Below are 16411 nucleotides of genomic sequence, written 5' to 3' on the forward strand. Positions count from 1 at the left end.
ATGTTTTTCAAAGAAAAAAAGATTCACAAACTTAGAAACGAACTTAAGCGAGAAAAACTAGAAATTTCACAAGAAAAGGACTTTGTCTTAAGTGAATTAGATAGAGATCCCAACAACCTTGCCCTAAAGGATAGAGAGTCATTTTTGGTTGGTGTCGAAGTGGGTCTATTAAAGTCTCAAAGATTAATTAGAAAATTGTACCGAGAAGAAATTTAACAAATTATCTTGTTGAAATACAAGATTTATTAAAAATGAAAGGAGAATGTAAATGTATTATTTGCGCAAAGAGCCAGAAGAAAGGGCTATTCCTGAGATTGTCAAAACTGACGATACATCGATCCCCGAAAGAAAGTTTATGAGCGATGATAGAGCCATCTACAAACACCATGATTTTTCACGTTTTTATCGTGGTTCATTCAAAGGGTTAACCGAAAAACATCAAGGCATGAAGGTGTATCAGTATAAGACACTTAAAAGAATCATTGAACTAAGAGAAAGTATGTATCAATACTGTGGCGAATATTTTGATATTTACGATGAAAATGGCAAGGTTGCATTCTAAGTTTGTAAAAAATGTTAAATGAGAAGGAGCTATGAAATGGCATCGATAGATTTTTCTAAATTAAATATCAAGTTAAGTGGTCATGAACTTGCGGATGAGATGGTCAAATTTATAACAAGTAAATTAGGATTCGAGCACAGCCAACTTGCTCTTAGTCATATCGATATCTACGAAGAATCGGTCTGGAAGAAGAGCTCTAACTCATTAGCACTACTTATCACAGATGATCCCGAAATGGTATCGCTTTTCAAGGCAGCTAAAAAGATAGCAAGTCTATAAAATAGTGGTTTCACAGAGAAAGGGGCGGCAATAAATGAGCGATACCCAATACATAGACATTAAAGAATTCAGAGAAAAGGGATATCTGTTTGAAGCAAATCGTCAGTTTTTTCATCCTTTGGGATTAGCATTGGAAATTCGAATTGATGATGAAGGTAATGAAGTGTTAGGTGGTGTGTGGGACTATCGGAGCGATCCTGAAGGAATTCTATATGATGAGAAAACTGTGACATCTAAGAAATCTTTTGACAAGGCGCTTCGTGTAAACGTAGAACGCGCAGAGAAGGAAATGGTCAGAAAGAAAAAATATGGTTTCGGAATTCAACCTGTTGCTTATTCAAGTCTTGAAATACATAAGGAAGTGCGTTTGAGGGAGGAAAATATTGATGCCAAACTATTTGAATAGCAAGAATGAGAAGAGTATTTACTTGTATGTTTGCGGTAGTGATTACGCTGCAATCGAATTTTCAAGAAACTATAATCCTCAAGAAGTATATGAGGAAATGTGTAGTAACGGAGAAACTCATAGATTTATTGACGAAGATGATTATATTGAATTGAGGATTGTAGAGTTTAAGCAAGTAGACAATACATTTGTAGATTGGATTAAAGATAGCTTGTGTGATTATGACCAACTGAAGGCTAGGGACATTATTGAGGTACAGCCAGTATAGTCAACATAAGTTTTCAATCGGAAAGGAGACATAGATATGGACGAATTGATTGAGAAAATTAAAGAAGAAATCGGAGATACAATTACATACTACGAAGAGACTGATGCTCTGGCTTACGAAGGTGAAAGTCTTGGCCTACAAGAAGCATTAGATATTATTCACGATCAACAGGAAATTGGAAAATATACATAGAGGAGAATTGAAAAAATGTTGATTATCGATCTAGAGAATGAAGAGAAGACTTTTACAGAAGTAGATGAGGCTGTAGAATTTTGCGAGAAAGAGTTTGGTTATAAGGGTTCTTTGTGGGATGCGGTTAAACGAAAGTGCAATCTAAATCAGCTTTGTGAACTGCTTCGTGCAGATGAAATTTGTGCTTGGATTCATCCATAAAAATATTAGGAGTGATTTAATAATATGATGATTTTTCTGTCCATTTTATTCTTTGCTTTGAATTTGTATATGATCTTTAAAGGGCCACTGTTCTCAGAGACGGGCAAGAAGCTAAAACTACTTGAAATTTCAGAGGTAGAAGGGAAAAGAGCAGACAGTGAATATAAGAGTAAAGTGGTTGATGGTTTTATGAAGGATGGCTGCTTGCCGCTGATTATGGCTTTATTGTTGACTATAGTTGAAGTGATTTATTTGGTTGTTGCTATTGGATTTGATCCAATTAAGATTCCAACACTGCTTGCGATTCTGTTCTTCATCTTTACATGGATTCAAGCATCACTTAAGAAAAAAGTTAAAGACATGACCGATTCAGAAATTGTTATTGAGAAAGCGAAACTTCAAAGCCGTAAAAGTGTGACATATAGCAGCGTGTTGAAGGCCATTATGTGGACTACATATTTTGGATACATGACTTACATTTTAGTATTTTAAGTGAAAGATATATTTGATAAAGAAAACGGAGTGAATATATGAAAAAAGCACTTATCAGCATTGGAATCATTATTGGGGTCTTAATTCTAGTCATAGCAATTAGTGTAGGAACAATTTGGAGTCATCGTAATACAGCAGTAAAACTTGAAGAAAGAATTGAAGCACAGTATGTTAGCAATCAATCTAATTACGATAACATGTGGAAGAAATTTAAAGAGATGACTCAGGTAACAGATCTACAAGCAGAACAAATTAAGGATGTATACACTGGACTTATTGCTGGAAGATATGATGATCAAGGGCTCCTCTTTAAGATGGTACAAGAACAAAACCCTCAATTAGATACATCAGTTTACAGTCAACTTCAAAGGGAAATCTCAGCAGGAAGACAGCAATTCGATAATAACCAGAAGCAAATTACAGACATTATCAGAGAATATAATACATATATCAAAGTTCACTTTATTATGGCTTCAATCACACAAAGAACGACTTATGACATGAACAAATATGTTATTACATCGGAGCAAACACAGGATGCCTTTAAGACTAAAAAAGCAGATGTAATTGATCTGAAATAGGAGCATCTAAATGGCAATGTTTATATGTGTAGGAGTGTTAGCACTAGTTCTTCTAGTTAGATTTGCAACAAAAGCGAGATGGGGACTGGCTTTAGGAGCTGTCTTAGTATCATTTATTTTCACTCCACTAATTGTATTTATTGATTGCTCAAGTCAGACTACAGCAACTGAAGTTTGGTCTGGTCGTGTAATCGGATGGGAACACAATGAAGAGTGGGATGAATGGCATCAACCCGTAACTAGCTGCTCAAATGACAATGTGTGCTCTACAACTCCCGGCTATTGGGAACATCACGATGCTACAAATTATATTAAAACTACTGATAACGGGAGAGTTCAGGTACATGTCTCTCCCGATGGTAGAAAATTAAACGACAAATGGCCTAATACAACCGAAGAACTAAAAGTGTTGTGGCCTTATAATACTCCAACAGCTTCAACACATACATATGAGAATAAAGTTCAAGCATCTTATTCGATTTTCAAGCATGACGATATAGATTTAGATAAGTTTCCCAATCTACCTGATTATCCTGAAGCAATGCGTGATTACATATACGTGGATAGAATTGTTGGTGACGTGATAAATAAAGATAAATCGCTAACCGTTCTTTCAGAAGTAAATTCACAGCTCAACAAACCAGTGCCTAATCCTGAGAAACCCGGCAAATCAATGTCGTGGAAACAGGTAAACATTATTTTTGTTAATGTTGGAGTCAATAAAGATCCAAGCTATGGTTTTGCATTGCAGGACAAATGGGAAGGCGGCAATAAGAATGATTTCGTAGTTGCTTTCTCTGTAGACGAAGATAATAAAGCAGTTTGGGTATATTCATTTTCGTGGAGTGAAGTAGAGGTTTTAAAGCTAGAAGCAAGAGATTACATAATGAATTTGGACAATCTAAATGACTTTCCTTCAGTCATAAAGGATGTAGGGAAACTTGTTGAAGATAAGTTTGTACGCAAACAATTTGCTGACTTCAATTATCTTCAAATAGACACAAGCAATGGCGCATGGATATTTATATGGATTTTGAACGGACTAATCGTTTTGGTGACTTCTTATCGGATGTTGAACGATTACAGATTTTAGGAGGGGATAGTTAGTGGAAAGATTCATCGGAAAAGTATTTATGACTGAAGAAAACATTAGGACTCTATATCAATTGCCTGATGATGTACTAATTAAAACGATTTTGGTAGATCCAGAGACAAATGATTTGCAAATTATATTGAATAGCACCAAAAAAGTGGAGGGGTATACTTACGAAAATGACGACTATTACAGAGTAAAGGGATTAACATTGAAGTAAAAGTGAGATTTTATTGGAACAGGGGGTATTCGATGAGTAACAATACTAAATTTGAATTGATTTGCGAAGGCGAGATTGTTAATAAACACAGTGATGGTGGTCAGTATTATGGTTGGGTTAATCCATTGGACTTCTTGCCTCCTATTGGATCAACTATTGAATACATGACCTTTAATCAAGGTAAAAACTACAAAGAGGGACTAGGCGAGTTGAAGATATTTGTAGTTAAAAGTTATAAATTCACAACTGAAGAGGATTACAACAACCAATACCACAACAAGGTTTGTAAAATCTTAGTTGATGAGCAGATTTAAATGAAAGGCGTATTTCAAAGGAAATTGGAGGTTAAAAAATGGATTCGAAGTTAAGCCTTAATAGAATCGAGACTGCTCAGTTGTTAACAGATGAGTGGAATAAGTTATCAGATAAAGAGAAAAACAATGAATATGCAGTGTGGGTTGAAGATCTAATTACAAATGGAAAATATGTTATTGAATTAGGACAGTATGGTGTGCAAGATACTTATCTGATCCCTGACTATATATCTATCAAAGGTCATGATCAATGCTGGAGTGAGATACATGGAGAATGGATTAAAAGACAAAGATGAAACTTACATCTATTAGAAAGGAATGATGAGAAATAAAAACGAACATATTCGTACCACAGAAGATTAAAGTAGGGTTTCAAAATAGAGATAATACATATACGAAAACATTAGCTTATGTTACTTACTATGATGTAAAAGGAAAGGTTCGCAAAGAGACTTCATGGGAGAATTGGCGTGATAAGAAAATTGACCCTATTGACCACGAGAATATTCCAACATCAGGTTTTGTATTGAATAAAAAAGTCGGAGACTATGTATCTGACTGGAATCATCGTCAGGCATATGTAAGGGTGTATGACCCAAGAGGATTTGAATTTGAGATTACAATTGAGAACCTATTATACATACTAGAAAATGCAAACTCAATTAAAGGTAAGGGACTTGAGGGTGAATTCATTTACGGATGGGATGGTAAAGACCTTGTACTTTTACCCGTAGAATCTCCAGACTATAAAGAAATATCTAAGTTTAATAATATCCTACATGAGAAAAGTTATATAAAATCTAAAGAATTAATTATTGGAGCAACTTATCGAACCAAGGATAATCGAGAGTTTATATATATGGGTAGGTTTGAATATTGGGACACAAAATGGGTCAGCCCCGAAGATGTTCGCCAGAGTAGCTATACCGTGAACGTCAACAAGGGTAAACAATACATCTTTGCGAAAAAGACAATCAACTATCGCAAAAAAGAAGATTTATATCTATTGAATATAAAATCTCTAGGAGATCGAATCATTGAAATTATCACAGAAGAGTGCACTGATGACTACGCAGAAATGTTCGATTTGTTAGAAAAAAGTAGTCATTACTCTCCTTACGATGAAAGTAAAGATGAATATATTATTTATGATAAAAACAGATTCATCGATAAGGTAAAAGAGAAAGAAGGTGCTTGGTTTTACGGCACATCTGTTTACATCGAGAACCATAAAGACGGTATGGCAGAGGTGAAAAGAGAGAATCGCGAAAGCGAGAACTATGTTATTGCAACTAAGACAAGAGTACCATCCAGATGGGGAAGCGGATATGAAACAAAAGAAAATATACTTTACAGAGGAACATTAGAAGAGATTTGGAATAAGTTTCAACCAAGATACAGGAACAAATATCTCACAAATGGGAAACTACACGAAATCGGAGATGAACATTAATGGCAAATTTAAATGATTCCAAGATTCTTGAATTGAAAAAGCAGATTGAAGAAAAGAAGAAATCAGTAAGTAAATCTAAAAAGTTTACTCCTGTGACTAATTGTTCTATTGAGTTAGATGGAGTGAGAATTAACATTCAAACATTAACAAAAGAACAACTCATCTCGTTACTAGTAAAACTTAATTCTTATGCTGCATCTGCAATTGATTTGGGACTTCTAGAACAGTACTCCATTAGTGGATATAACATTGCAGATTGGATTGGAGATTTGAAGTCTAAACTTGAATTCATTAGTAGCAAAGACGAAGAACAGAAACTTAAAATCATGGAAGCAAAGCTTGATAAATTACTGTCTGATGATAAGAAGGTTGAGCTTGAACTTGATGAGATTGCGAACATGTTGAATAACTAAGGAGGCATTAGCTTGGACATTGCTAAATCACTGAGAGATAAGATTGATGCATTACAAGAACATGTAGATCAGATCAATCAAGAGGATGAAGAGGACTATAATCCTAAAGACTGGTCAGGAGGTAATTTTGATGATTGCTATGAGATGGGACGTAGCCATGGAAGGAAGTTTGGACGGTTGTTCGCATATAAAGAAATTTTAGAATTGCTTGAGTCAGAAAAACGTTGATACATAAGGGTTTTTAGAAGTTGGAATGTTGATGAAAGTCAAATTTTATCAAAACAATTAAAGGAGAAATATAAATGATTAAATGCGTTGAACTAGGTACAGGAAACTTAATTGGTGAAGTTGAGAGTATTCCAAATGGGAACTTTGAACACATTCATAACGACTATACCTATAAGTTTAGACACATGATTGTGGGTGAAGTGGCGTTCTTTACAAAAAATAGATACAACATTACTATTGAAAACAACTTTTCTTACCATTCCCCAAAAGAAGGACAACCTCGGAAGTATGAGCAGATTCGCAATGCAGCAAAGGAGTTAGCATATCTACTAGAAGATACAGTTCCAAATAGTCGGGAGAAATCATTGGCAATGACAAATCTTGAACAGGCTGTATTTTGGGCGAATGCTGGAATCGCTCGTAATGAATAGGAGGGACTGCATGAAACAATACGATGGCGAAACAGAAGAATACTATGTCCTTGAAATGATGAATGCTGACGATGCTGCTCTAAATGGTGATCGGGCAAAGATTGTCAAGACACATCATGAGAGCTTACCTTCTCCAGATATCATTGCCAAAGAAGTGAAACGTTCAGGATTTGATACTTTTGAAGTTACTCATGTTAAAGAAACAGTTAAACGATATCAAGTATAGGAGAAAATATGAACCTATTAAAAGCAGCGGAACTAATGGATAAGTATTCAGACTGTAAAGAATGTGGAAACGATAAAGTTGGGAACGGAGAAGGCGTATTAAATATTGATGACAATATATTCTTTCGTTCATGTAAGTGTGGATGGAAAATTGAAGTAGACACCAATAAGTAAGTAAATTGTACCTTTCATAAAGAATTGAAAAATATATAAATAAGAGGAGATGAGCATTATAGCTACATACGGACAACAAGTGTGGGGATCAGTAGAGATAAACAAACAGGTTACCATCACTTCAAGCAACAACACATTCACTTTTAATGTTGATAGTACCCCTTATACACTAACTCTTCCAGATGGGATATACACCACTATTAGAGAAAAACATGAATCAGAGTTAGTTCAAGCTATTACAACAGCAGCGTCTTCGTTGGCTATGCCTGTTGTATTTAAACTGGGAGGTATGCATTACGACCAGAAATATAATGTGCTCATCGTGGAACACACTGATAAAGAGAATGAGCACGTATTGGATAACTTTACCGGGAGCGCAAACGATACATTGTTTGGTACTATTAAATTCAACCTAACACCAAGAAATTAAAGTTTATAAATGATAAAATAACATTGACAATATAATAATTATGAAGTATGCTTGGAAAGTAAACAACAACTAAGAAGAGGTGTTGAAAATGGATAGAAATAATCGGCTTCAAAAATCACTGGATACTTTAAAAAAAAGTTTGGAAGCATTGAATATGGCTATTGATCGACAACATCTCGCAACCAATAATATGGAACAATCAACCAAAGAGTATTTTCAAGTAAAAAATCACTTGGAAATGAAGGGTTTGAAGGGAAGGGAGTGGAAAAGCAATTCAACTAAACGAAGCAACACTTAGTTTATCTAGAGTGCTTATTGATTGTTTTAAAGATGACATTGGCACAGAGCATGAGAGTTTATTGCATGAAGATGGCTACATTAGTAAGACGTTGAAGAAAAGATTAGGTAAAAAGCAATTCGATGAGTTTGATAAGTATGGACTAGAGGTGTGGAGGAATGCTTGGGGAGAGTTTGATCGAGTAGTTTTCCATACCAGAGAACTCAGTTAAATGAAAAAAAATCAAGGGAGAGAAGAATTTGAAATTAGGTAATAGAGATGTTGTTGGTCTGCATGTGTTCGATGAGTGGGGAAGTAAAGTTGCATACTTAGATTCACTTAAAGAAAGTAAACTTGTAACTTCTGATGAAGAACAAACAATACTATTTGTAAAAGATGCTCTTTTAGACATCGAATTACTGAAGTTTATCACTAACGAGGAAGATCAGTATTTAAATGACTATGAGTCTTTCTTTAACAAGAAGACACACCGAACATTTTCGTTCAAAAAGATGTCAAAGAAATGTAAACTGATCGCTGAAACATACTATAGAAGTACCTATGGAGAAGATCATTATACATATTTTGAAATACCAAACGCTCGGATTTCAAATTCAATTGATTTCTATACCAGTTCAACAGGTAATCCGAATGATACAGACATTATGTTTATTATTGAGCCTTTTAATGAAGAGAATGATCTGTTTAAAATTCATATTGAAGAAAAAGACAACAGTGCTTCGATGCCAATTACAGTTCACAAAGTTGAGGTAACATGTAAAGATATCCAAGCAAATGGAAAAGAGTTTATAGAAAAATTTGAAAAAGCTCTAAATGCAAAATTGAGAAATATTAGATCAATTTAATTAAGTTAAAAATAATTCTTTTACAAAGACAGAGATATTTGAAAGTGAGGATTTTAATGCCCCGATTAGTAAACAAACCGAATAACAGACAACTGGCTTTTGATGAAAACAGAATTAATACATATACAGATAGAGTAATGAGTGGATTTGAATTAGACAAGTCCAAGTTGATCAAAGGTGTAAATAGTAAACTAAGACGTGACGAGGTAACAGCAGAGGAAATCAGTGAAGCATTCTCAATGACAGCGCTAGACTTGATTACAAAAGAAGAACCAGACTGGAAATTTGTTGCTGCAAGAGGACTACTGACAAAGCTATACAAAAAGGCCGCAAACAATCGGAAATATAAATCCTATGTTGATGAACCATACGGTTCGTTTTATCCTATGATTCAAACTTTAGTTGAGAAGGGGATCTTTAGGGAAGAGCTACTCTCATGCTACTCAAAGGAGCAAATTGAAGAGTTAGGTGAATACATAAATCCTGAACATGATTTACTATTCGACTATATTGGGTTGCTGACTCTCACTGAGAGATATTTGACTCATGACTTTGATGGGAAACTAATGGAGCTCCCACAGCAGAGATATATGGTTATCGCGATGTACTTGATGCATAAAGAACCTGAAGACAAACGTATGGATCTAGTCAAAGAATCTTATTGGGCAATGAGCAACATGTATATGACAGCCGCTACACCTACAATGTCTAATGCTGGTAAAAGGGTTGCTGGTCAATTATCCAGTTGTTTTATTGATACAGTAGATGATTCACTTGAGGGTATTTTTGATTCCAATTCTGATGTAGCTCGACTTAGTAAGACAGGTGGAGGAATTGGAGTCTACCTTGGCAAAGTCAGAGCTCGTGGATCGGATATCCGTGGACACAAAAACACTAGTTCTGGTGTAATCCCTTGGATTCGTCAACTCAACAATACAGCCGTCAGTGTAGACCAACTCGGTACACGTAAAGGTGCCATTGCGGTATATTTAGATGTATTCCATCGAGATATTTTAGCGTTTCTTGACCTGAAACTTAACAACGGCGATGAACGAATGAGAGCGCACGATATCTTTCACGGTGTCTGCTTGCCTGACTTGTTTATGGAGAGAGTGGAAAGTCGTGGAGAATGGAGTCTATTCTGTCCTCATGAAGTAAAATCTATTATGGGATGGCAAGGTAGCAATGGAAGATCACTCGGATTGGAAGACTTCTATGACGAGGAATCGGGCAAAGGAACCTTCAGAGAAAAATATGAAGAAGCAGTAAGTCATCCCTTGCTACAAAGAATCACTGTTCAGGCAATTGACATTATGAAGCGTGTGATGAAGTCTCAATTAGAGACTGGGACACCATATATGTTCTATCGTGATACAGTGAATCGCGCAAATACTAACAGTGTTCACGGAATGGTATATTCTTCCAATTTATGTACCGAAATACTCAATAATCAGTCTCCAACTGTTGTTGAAAAAGAAGAACTAGTCACCAAAGATGGACAAACACGAATTATCATTTCTAAAATTCCCGGTGATTTTGTTGTATGTAATCTGAACTCCATAAATTTGTCTAGAGCAGTGCCAAATAATGCTCTTGAGCGACTTGTTCCAATTCAAACTCGTATGTTAGACAATGTAATCGACATTAACAATATTGATGTACTACAAGCTCAATACACCAATGAACAGTATAGAGCTGTTGGATTAGGAACGTTCGGACTGCACCACCTGATTGCTCTCGAAGGCATTCATTGGGAGTCTGACGAAGCAGTAACATATAATGATAATCTGTATGAAAAGATTAATTATCTACTTGTAAAAGCCAGTATGGAGCTGTCCAAAGAAAAAGGACACTATCCTAAATTTAAGGGTTCTGACTGGGACACAGGGGAGTATTTTGTTAAGAGAGATTATGTATCAGGTGAACGAGAAGGAAAATACATAACCACCGAACAGTGGAAAGAGCTTCAAGCTGAAGTGCAGCAAAACGGCATCCGAAATGCTTGGTTGTTCGCCATCGCCCCAAATGGATCTACATCAATTATTGCTGGTTCAACTGCATCGATTGATCCACTATATGAATTAATTTCATATGAAGAGAAAACAACGTACAAAATTGCCAATCCGGCTCCGGATCTGTCCGAAAAAACAAGCCCTTATTACCAAACGGCGTTCATGGTGGATCAACATGCTTCCATTAATATGGCGGCTGCCCGTCAGCGCCACGTCGATCAGGGACAAAGCTTCAACTTCTACGTTCGACCAGAAATCAAAGCTACTGACTTTTTAGCGCTTCATCTTCATGCATGGAGAGCTGGTATGAAAACTACCTATTATGTTAGAAGTAGAGCTTTAACAGTTTAAGGTCACGAGTCATGTGCTAGTTAAATATAAGGAGAATACGTAATTGAAAATTCAGAAAATCTTCAACACAGATGCACCTAACAAATCTACGCGCATTATTGAGGGAGAAAATTCGGGTATCCTTAACTGGAATGATATCCGAATGCCCCACATGTATAAACTTTACAAAGTTTTGCTGCTTAATCATTGGATTGCAGATGAAATTCCCATGTCTAAAGACGCTTCACAGTTCACTCAACTTAATAAAGTGGAACAGGATACATTTAAAATTAACATTTCGCTGCTTGCAGTATTGGACTCAATGCAAACAATGTTTGTTGGCGATGTTAAAAGGTATTTTACAGACTCATCGTTGGAAGCAATCTCTGCAATCATTGGGCAGCAGGAAGTTGTACATAATCAGTCTTATTCCTATGTGCTTTCCTCAATTGTATCTGATCAAGAACAGAAAGAAATTTTTGAGTATTGGAAGCATGATCCTGTATTACTTGAGCGGAATCAATTCATTTCAAATATTTATCAAGAGTTCCGTGACAACCCTAATCCACAAACGTTCTTTAAGTCAATGGTTGCCGATTTGATTCTAGAAGGTATTTTCTTTTATAGTACGTTTGCTTTTTTCTATAATCTGGCTCGTGATCAGAAAATGATGGCGACTAGTCAAATGGTTAGCTATATTCAAAGAGATGAAAACCAACACTGTTACTTTTTTGCTGAAGTGTATAAACAGTTGCTGGTGGACTTCCCTGAACTGAACACACCTGAGAACATGCAATATGTATACGACACAATTGATCAAGCCGTTAAACTTGAAACAAATTGGGGACATTATACCCTCAAAGAAATTCAGAGTATTGATTTAGATGAGTTAAGCGATTATATCAAATACACAGCAAATAAACGCCTAAAGTTGATGGGTATGGACAAACTATATGAAGGTGTAGATGTGAATTGTATGCCATGGATTAAGCCATTTTCAGATGAAGCTTTAAACTCAACAAAAACTGATTTCTTTGAAGCAAAATCTCGTAACTATGGTAAAGTTGGCGATGATAACGGATTTGATGATCTATAATTGAAATATCTTAATGGGGAGCTTATGATGACAAATAAAAAGAATGATTTCTATATGATCAGAGAAGTACATGAGAAGTTTGGCAGTAAAGTATCAGATATACCTGTATTACTGACTGGAGATGAAGTTTCAACCGAGTACTCAGTCATTTTGTCTAAATTGTCTACTAAGATGAAAAACCTTTCAGCACAAGGTCTTGGCGGTGAAGTTCTCGCTCGATCAGCATATGTCATCGAAGAAATCGCAGAATTCTTAGGAGCTGAAACAATCGAAGATCAAGTTGATGCTTTGGGTGATGCTAGGTACTTTATTGGAGGGACATCCGTTATGAATGGTGTAGACCTTGATCCAATCATGGTCGATATCAATGATGCTAATCTAGGCAAACTGTGGGAAGATGGAAAACCAAGATTTGATGACACAGGAAAATGGATTAAACCACCTTGGTGGGAAAGTGAATTCGCTCCAGAGCCTAAAATTAAAAGTCAGATTGAACGACAGACGAAACTGGGTGCATCAAGATTTAATTAATACATATGGGCGGTGGTTAATCCACTGCCTTTTAATTTGAACATTAAGAGAAAAACAAAAAATAACATAAGAAAATTTAAGGAGAATGTACAATGATGAGATACACTTTTATATATGAGGTTTTGTCAGACAATTCAAGTTCAGAGTTTAGTCAAGAGGCCGAAAGTCAAGAAGAAGCTGCTGAACTTATTGTTGCACGTATTGCAGATCTGGAATTTACGGACGAGTCAGATATCAGGTTGGGCAAAGTAATCAATATCAGTAAAAAGGTAGGAGACAATTACATTGCCTGTGAAGGGTGTGCATCTTAAATGAAAAACTATCTCGATTTATTACAGGATATTTTGAACAACGGTGTGCATAAAGGAGATCGCACTGGAACTGGAACACAGTCGGTATTTAGTAGACAGCTTAGATACGACCTATCTGAAGGGTTTCCACTGGCAACAACAAAACGAATTCATCTTAAATCCGTAATTCATGAACTGTTATGGTTTTTGAGTGGTGAAACCAATATTACCTACTTGAAAGAAAATGGTGTGAAAATTTGGGATGATTGGGCAAATGAAGACGGTGACTTGGGCCCAGTGTATGGTTCTCAGTGGCGCACATGGGAAGCACCAAACGGAGAAAAAATTGATCAGATAGCAGCAGTAATTGATTCAATTAAAAACAATCCCGATTCTCGAAGACACCTTGTCAGCGCATGGAATGTGGCTGAGATCAACAATATGAAGCTTCCACCTTGTCATTTCGCGTTTCAGTTTTACGTTGCAGAGGGTAAATTATCATGTATGCTTACAATGCGTTCCGTGGATACGTTCCTCGGGTTACCGTTTAACATCGCGAGCTATGCACTCTTGACTCATATGATCGCGCAGCAATGTGATCTAGAGGTGGGCGATTTCATCTGGTCTGGCGGGGATGTTCACATCTATTCCAATCATGTTGATCAGGTTAAAACTCAGATGGAGCGCGAACCTTATGCGTTACCTAAGCTGGTAATCAAGCGTAAGCCGGATTCTATTTTTGATTATAAATTTGAAGATTTCGAATTTGAGAACTATCAGCATCATCCGGGCATTAAAGCTCCAATTGCAGTATGAGTAAACTTTCATTAATAGTTGCTATGGATCAGAATCGTTTAATCGGTAATAGTGGAAAGCTGCCTTGGTATATTCCTTGGGATCTTCAATACTTTAAGAGGATTACAATGAATGCAAATGTTATCATGGGAAGGCGTACTTATGAGTCTATCGGTAAAGTTTTGCCAAATCGAACTAATATCATTATCACTTCAGACCAGAATTACGTTGTCAGCAATGGGATAGTTGTTAACCATATTGAAGAGGCATTGCGATATGCAACAGATACTGGTATAGAGACATTTGTAATCGGTGGTAGCTCTATATATGAGCAGTCTCTTCATCTTGTTGATCTACTGTATCTAAATGAGATTCAGGCAAAGTTCGATGGTGATAGTTACTTTCCTCAACTTGATCGGGAATCATGGAGTGTGGATAAAGAAGAGATAATTGAAGCAATCGGAAAAAACGGCGTTACGTACACTATAAAAAGCAGAATAATGAAAAAATTATAAATGATAAAATAACACTTGATTATAAATAAAATAGATGTTAAACTAAGTACAGGTCAAAGAGAACCTGTACTTTTTCTTTTAGGAGGGATTATATGTTAGAGAAGGTGATTGATAATCTTTAAATTGGCATTGGTAATATTACCACCGATAATGTTGGGGTGGCTTATGGTCAAGCAACGGAACAAGATAATTGAAGAATTAAACAGATTTAATTTAAGAAATAACCTTGAAAATTTATTTTACTCAACAATGTTTGCTTTTATTGGATTTAACATTGTCAATTCTTTGACAAGTAAATACTTTGAAACGGCTACAATACTAGATGCACCAATTTCTGTCCCAGTGGTTTACATCTATAGTGTCACATTCAGCCCTATCATAGAGGAGTACATATGCAGAGGATTTATATTTAAACGGCTCAATCACAAATTAGGATTTACATTATCTGCACTAATCAGTTCCATAGTATTCGCAATTCCACATTTCAATCCAACCGCATTCTTAGGCTATGTATTTATTGGATTCGTGTGGTGTTGGTATTGCAAGAAAAGCAACAGTCTCTTAGTTCCAATAATAAGTCATGCAGCATTCAATTTTATATCAATACTAATCATGTCGCTGAAAGGGTGATAATACATATGCTCAACAAACTAATCCAATATCTATTCTGGTGTAAATCCTTTGAAGGTGTTCGTGAGGCACACAGAAAGATGTGTTACGAAGCAGGTAAGGATGCCAAAGAACGAGAGCTCTGCTATACATATATTGATGAACGTTATGAACAGTAGGAGGAACATAAAACAAATGAAAATTAAGCCAAGTGTGATTGATAAGTACAGTCAACTGTGTATGAAGAGTTATCTGAGTTGTGATTCGTTTGAAGAAGTACGATATAAGATTAAGAAGTGTGTAACACTTGGACAAGTAGTAAAGATTGAAGACAATAAGAAACATATTCAATACTACTATAATCGTTTTATCGTTGAAAATGGTGAGGTTATTGATCTATATCAAAATAAGAATTCATACATAGAAGTTTCAGAAAGAGTTAAGGCTGCATATGATCGGCTAGAAGGAAAAGTCATTGTTTAAGTAAAAGCCGTCTTTTATCAAAATATAAAATACATATAACAAGGAGTTGTTAACATGAATTTTAAAGTCACTAACATGGAAATCTCCCAACATGCTTTCATACGTGTACAAGAAAGATATCCGAACTTTGGTAAGAATAAGAGATCTGCAACAGAGTATATTAGATCACTACTTAAGACTGCTGAATACATTGGAATCGTACCAGATAACGAAGGTATTGACGGTCACATGTTCTCCTATGCTAAGAAGATTGCCATCTACCTAAACATGGAAGGTAACTTAGTCACAACTTTATATGATATCGACAGAGACAATCGAAATCATATTTCATTTAGAGATAAAGTGGTGGATTTCTATAAGAAGGAATTACGCAAAATACATAGATCAGAAATGGCTAAACGGAAGAAAGCGGAAGAACTGACGATTAAATATGAGGCAGAAATTGCGGTACTGAAATATAAAAAGTATATGACTCGTTCCGAAAATGTCCGCATTGAATGTGACAATCTAATTGCAAGTTTGGAGAACGAATTGGCAGCCATCAACAGGGATATCAAAGATACTCAGTCAGAAAAGCGCCATATAGCCATTGCTATTGCAACAAACAACTTTTAATACATAAGAAAACTAAAAGAAAATCTAATT

General features: G+C 35.8%; 31 protein-coding genes. All 31 read left to right on the forward strand.

Annotated elements, in window-relative coordinates; genetic code table 11:
* The 31 genes from IFU39_RS00195 (at position 1) to IFU39_RS00345 (ending at position 16381) form a co-directional block, all read left to right on the forward strand.
* Complete coding sequence (locus IFU39_RS00195) at positions 1–216, forward strand: hypothetical protein (RefSeq protein ID WP_192130853.1); 216 nt, start codon at positions 1–3, stop codon at positions 214–216.
* 52 nt (positions 217–268) lie between these two features.
* On the forward strand, positions 269–562 hold the full coding sequence (locus tag IFU39_RS00200) for a hypothetical protein (RefSeq protein ID WP_192130854.1): 294 nt from the start codon (positions 269–271) through the stop codon (positions 560–562).
* A gap of 36 nt (positions 563–598) precedes the next feature.
* Positions 599–841, forward strand: coding sequence for a hypothetical protein (locus IFU39_RS00205; protein ID WP_192130856.1), 243 nt, complete (start codon positions 599–601; stop codon positions 839–841).
* A gap of 34 nt (positions 842–875) precedes the next feature.
* Complete coding sequence (locus IFU39_RS00210; protein WP_192130858.1) at positions 876–1247, forward strand: hypothetical protein; 372 nt, start codon at positions 876–878, stop codon at positions 1245–1247.
* Positions 1228–1515, forward strand: coding sequence for a hypothetical protein (locus IFU39_RS00215; protein ID WP_192130860.1), 288 nt, complete (start codon positions 1228–1230; stop codon positions 1513–1515). The genes IFU39_RS00210 and IFU39_RS00215 overlap by 20 nt, the downstream gene beginning before the upstream one ends.
* Before the next feature lie 36 nt (positions 1516–1551).
* Positions 1552–1707 carry a hypothetical protein gene (locus tag IFU39_RS00220; protein WP_192130862.1) on the forward strand — a complete coding sequence of 52 codons (156 nt, stop codon included), beginning with the start codon at positions 1552–1554 and terminating at the stop codon, positions 1705–1707.
* A gap of 15 nt (positions 1708–1722) precedes the next feature.
* Positions 1723–1908, forward strand: coding sequence for a hypothetical protein (locus tag IFU39_RS00225; protein WP_192130863.1), 186 nt, complete (start codon positions 1723–1725; stop codon positions 1906–1908).
* Between the two features lie 24 nt (positions 1909–1932).
* A complete protein-coding gene (locus IFU39_RS00230; protein ID WP_192130866.1) occupies positions 1933–2400 on the forward strand; it encodes a hypothetical protein in 468 nt (155 codons plus the stop codon).
* A 38-nt stretch (positions 2401–2438) separates the two neighbouring features.
* On the forward strand, positions 2439–2981 hold the full coding sequence (locus tag IFU39_RS00235) for a hypothetical protein (RefSeq protein WP_192130868.1): 543 nt from the start codon (positions 2439–2441) through the stop codon (positions 2979–2981).
* A 10-nt stretch (positions 2982–2991) separates the two neighbouring features.
* Entirely contained in the window at positions 2992–4074 is a 1083-nt protein-coding gene (locus IFU39_RS00240; protein ID WP_192130869.1) for a hypothetical protein, read from the forward strand.
* 13 nt (positions 4075–4087) lie between these two features.
* Positions 4088–4294 carry a hypothetical protein gene (locus tag IFU39_RS00245; RefSeq protein ID WP_192130871.1) on the forward strand — a complete coding sequence of 69 codons (207 nt, stop codon included), beginning with the start codon at positions 4088–4090 and terminating at the stop codon, positions 4292–4294.
* Between the two features lie 32 nt (positions 4295–4326).
* Entirely contained in the window at positions 4327–4608 is a 282-nt protein-coding gene (locus IFU39_RS00250) for a hypothetical protein (protein ID WP_192130873.1), read from the forward strand.
* A gap of 38 nt (positions 4609–4646) precedes the next feature.
* Positions 4647–4904 (forward strand): hypothetical protein, encoded by a 258-nt coding sequence (locus IFU39_RS00255; protein ID WP_192130875.1) that lies wholly within the window; start codon positions 4647–4649, stop codon positions 4902–4904.
* Positions 4905–5134: 230 nt separating this feature from the next.
* Entirely contained in the window at positions 5135–6061 is a 927-nt protein-coding gene (locus IFU39_RS00260; protein ID WP_197997651.1) for a hypothetical protein, read from the forward strand.
* Positions 6061–6474 carry a hypothetical protein gene (locus IFU39_RS00265; RefSeq protein WP_192130877.1) on the forward strand — a complete coding sequence of 138 codons (414 nt, stop codon included), beginning with the start codon at positions 6061–6063 and terminating at the stop codon, positions 6472–6474. Before IFU39_RS00260 ends, IFU39_RS00265 begins: the two co-directional genes overlap by 1 nt.
* A gap of 12 nt (positions 6475–6486) precedes the next feature.
* Entirely contained in the window at positions 6487–6702 is a 216-nt protein-coding gene (locus tag IFU39_RS00270; RefSeq protein ID WP_192130879.1) for a hypothetical protein, read from the forward strand.
* A gap of 74 nt (positions 6703–6776) precedes the next feature.
* Positions 6777–7133, forward strand: a complete 357-nt coding sequence (locus IFU39_RS00275) for an Acb2/Tad1 domain-containing protein (protein WP_244660841.1) — start codon at positions 6777–6779, stop codon at positions 7131–7133.
* Between the two features lie 10 nt (positions 7134–7143).
* Entirely contained in the window at positions 7144–7359 is a 216-nt protein-coding gene (locus IFU39_RS00280) for a hypothetical protein (RefSeq protein WP_192130881.1), read from the forward strand.
* An 8-nt stretch (positions 7360–7367) separates the two neighbouring features.
* Entirely contained in the window at positions 7368–7532 is a 165-nt protein-coding gene (locus IFU39_RS00285) for a DUF3797 domain-containing protein (protein WP_192130883.1), read from the forward strand.
* Positions 7533–7581: 49 nt separating this feature from the next.
* Complete coding sequence (locus tag IFU39_RS00290; protein WP_192130885.1) at positions 7582–7962, forward strand: hypothetical protein; 381 nt, start codon at positions 7582–7584, stop codon at positions 7960–7962.
* A gap of 88 nt (positions 7963–8050) precedes the next feature.
* The gene (locus IFU39_RS00295; protein WP_192130887.1) at positions 8051–8260 is read left to right on the forward strand and encodes a hypothetical protein; all 210 of its coding nucleotides are present in this window, start codon (positions 8051–8053) and stop codon (positions 8258–8260) included.
* A gap of 239 nt (positions 8261–8499) precedes the next feature.
* Positions 8500–9105 (forward strand): hypothetical protein, encoded by a 606-nt coding sequence (locus tag IFU39_RS00300; RefSeq protein WP_192130889.1) that lies wholly within the window; start codon positions 8500–8502, stop codon positions 9103–9105.
* 56 nt (positions 9106–9161) lie between these two features.
* A complete protein-coding gene (locus IFU39_RS00305) occupies positions 9162–11468 on the forward strand; it encodes a ribonucleoside-diphosphate reductase subunit alpha (protein WP_192130891.1) in 2307 nt (768 codons plus the stop codon).
* A 43-nt stretch (positions 11469–11511) separates the two neighbouring features.
* Positions 11512–12543: a ribonucleotide-diphosphate reductase subunit beta gene (locus IFU39_RS00310; RefSeq protein ID WP_192130893.1), complete on the forward strand. Its 1032-nt coding sequence runs from the start codon at positions 11512–11514 to the stop codon at positions 12541–12543.
* A gap of 27 nt (positions 12544–12570) precedes the next feature.
* Entirely contained in the window at positions 12571–13074 is a 504-nt protein-coding gene (locus tag IFU39_RS00315; RefSeq protein ID WP_192130894.1) for a hypothetical protein, read from the forward strand.
* Positions 13075–13166: 92 nt separating this feature from the next.
* Positions 13167–13385, forward strand: a complete 219-nt coding sequence (locus IFU39_RS00320) for a hypothetical protein (protein WP_192130896.1) — start codon at positions 13167–13169, stop codon at positions 13383–13385.
* Positions 13386–14180 (forward strand): thymidylate synthase, encoded by a 795-nt coding sequence (thyA, locus tag IFU39_RS00325; RefSeq protein ID WP_192130898.1) that lies wholly within the window; start codon positions 13386–13388, stop codon positions 14178–14180. It begins immediately after the preceding gene.
* On the forward strand, positions 14177–14674 hold the full coding sequence (locus tag IFU39_RS00330; RefSeq protein WP_192130900.1) for a dihydrofolate reductase: 498 nt from the start codon (positions 14177–14179) through the stop codon (positions 14672–14674). The genes thyA and IFU39_RS00330 overlap by 4 nt, the downstream gene beginning before the upstream one ends.
* A gap of 249 nt (positions 14675–14923) precedes the next feature.
* Positions 14924–15304 (forward strand): CPBP family intramembrane glutamic endopeptidase, encoded by a 381-nt coding sequence (locus IFU39_RS33500; protein ID WP_446740333.1) that lies wholly within the window; start codon positions 14924–14926, stop codon positions 15302–15304.
* Between the two features lie 174 nt (positions 15305–15478).
* Positions 15479–15766: a hypothetical protein gene (locus tag IFU39_RS00340; RefSeq protein WP_192130904.1), complete on the forward strand. Its 288-nt coding sequence runs from the start codon at positions 15479–15481 to the stop codon at positions 15764–15766.
* 54 nt (positions 15767–15820) lie between these two features.
* Positions 15821–16381 carry a hypothetical protein gene (locus tag IFU39_RS00345; protein WP_192130906.1) on the forward strand — a complete coding sequence of 187 codons (561 nt, stop codon included), beginning with the start codon at positions 15821–15823 and terminating at the stop codon, positions 16379–16381.
* Positions 16382–16411 lie beyond the last annotated feature (30 nt).

It is taken from the genome of Paenibacillus sp. CFBP 13594 (assembly GCF_014842675.1).
GTDB classification, from domain to species: Bacteria; Bacillota; Bacilli; order Paenibacillales; family Paenibacillaceae; genus Paenibacillus; species Paenibacillus amylolyticus_B.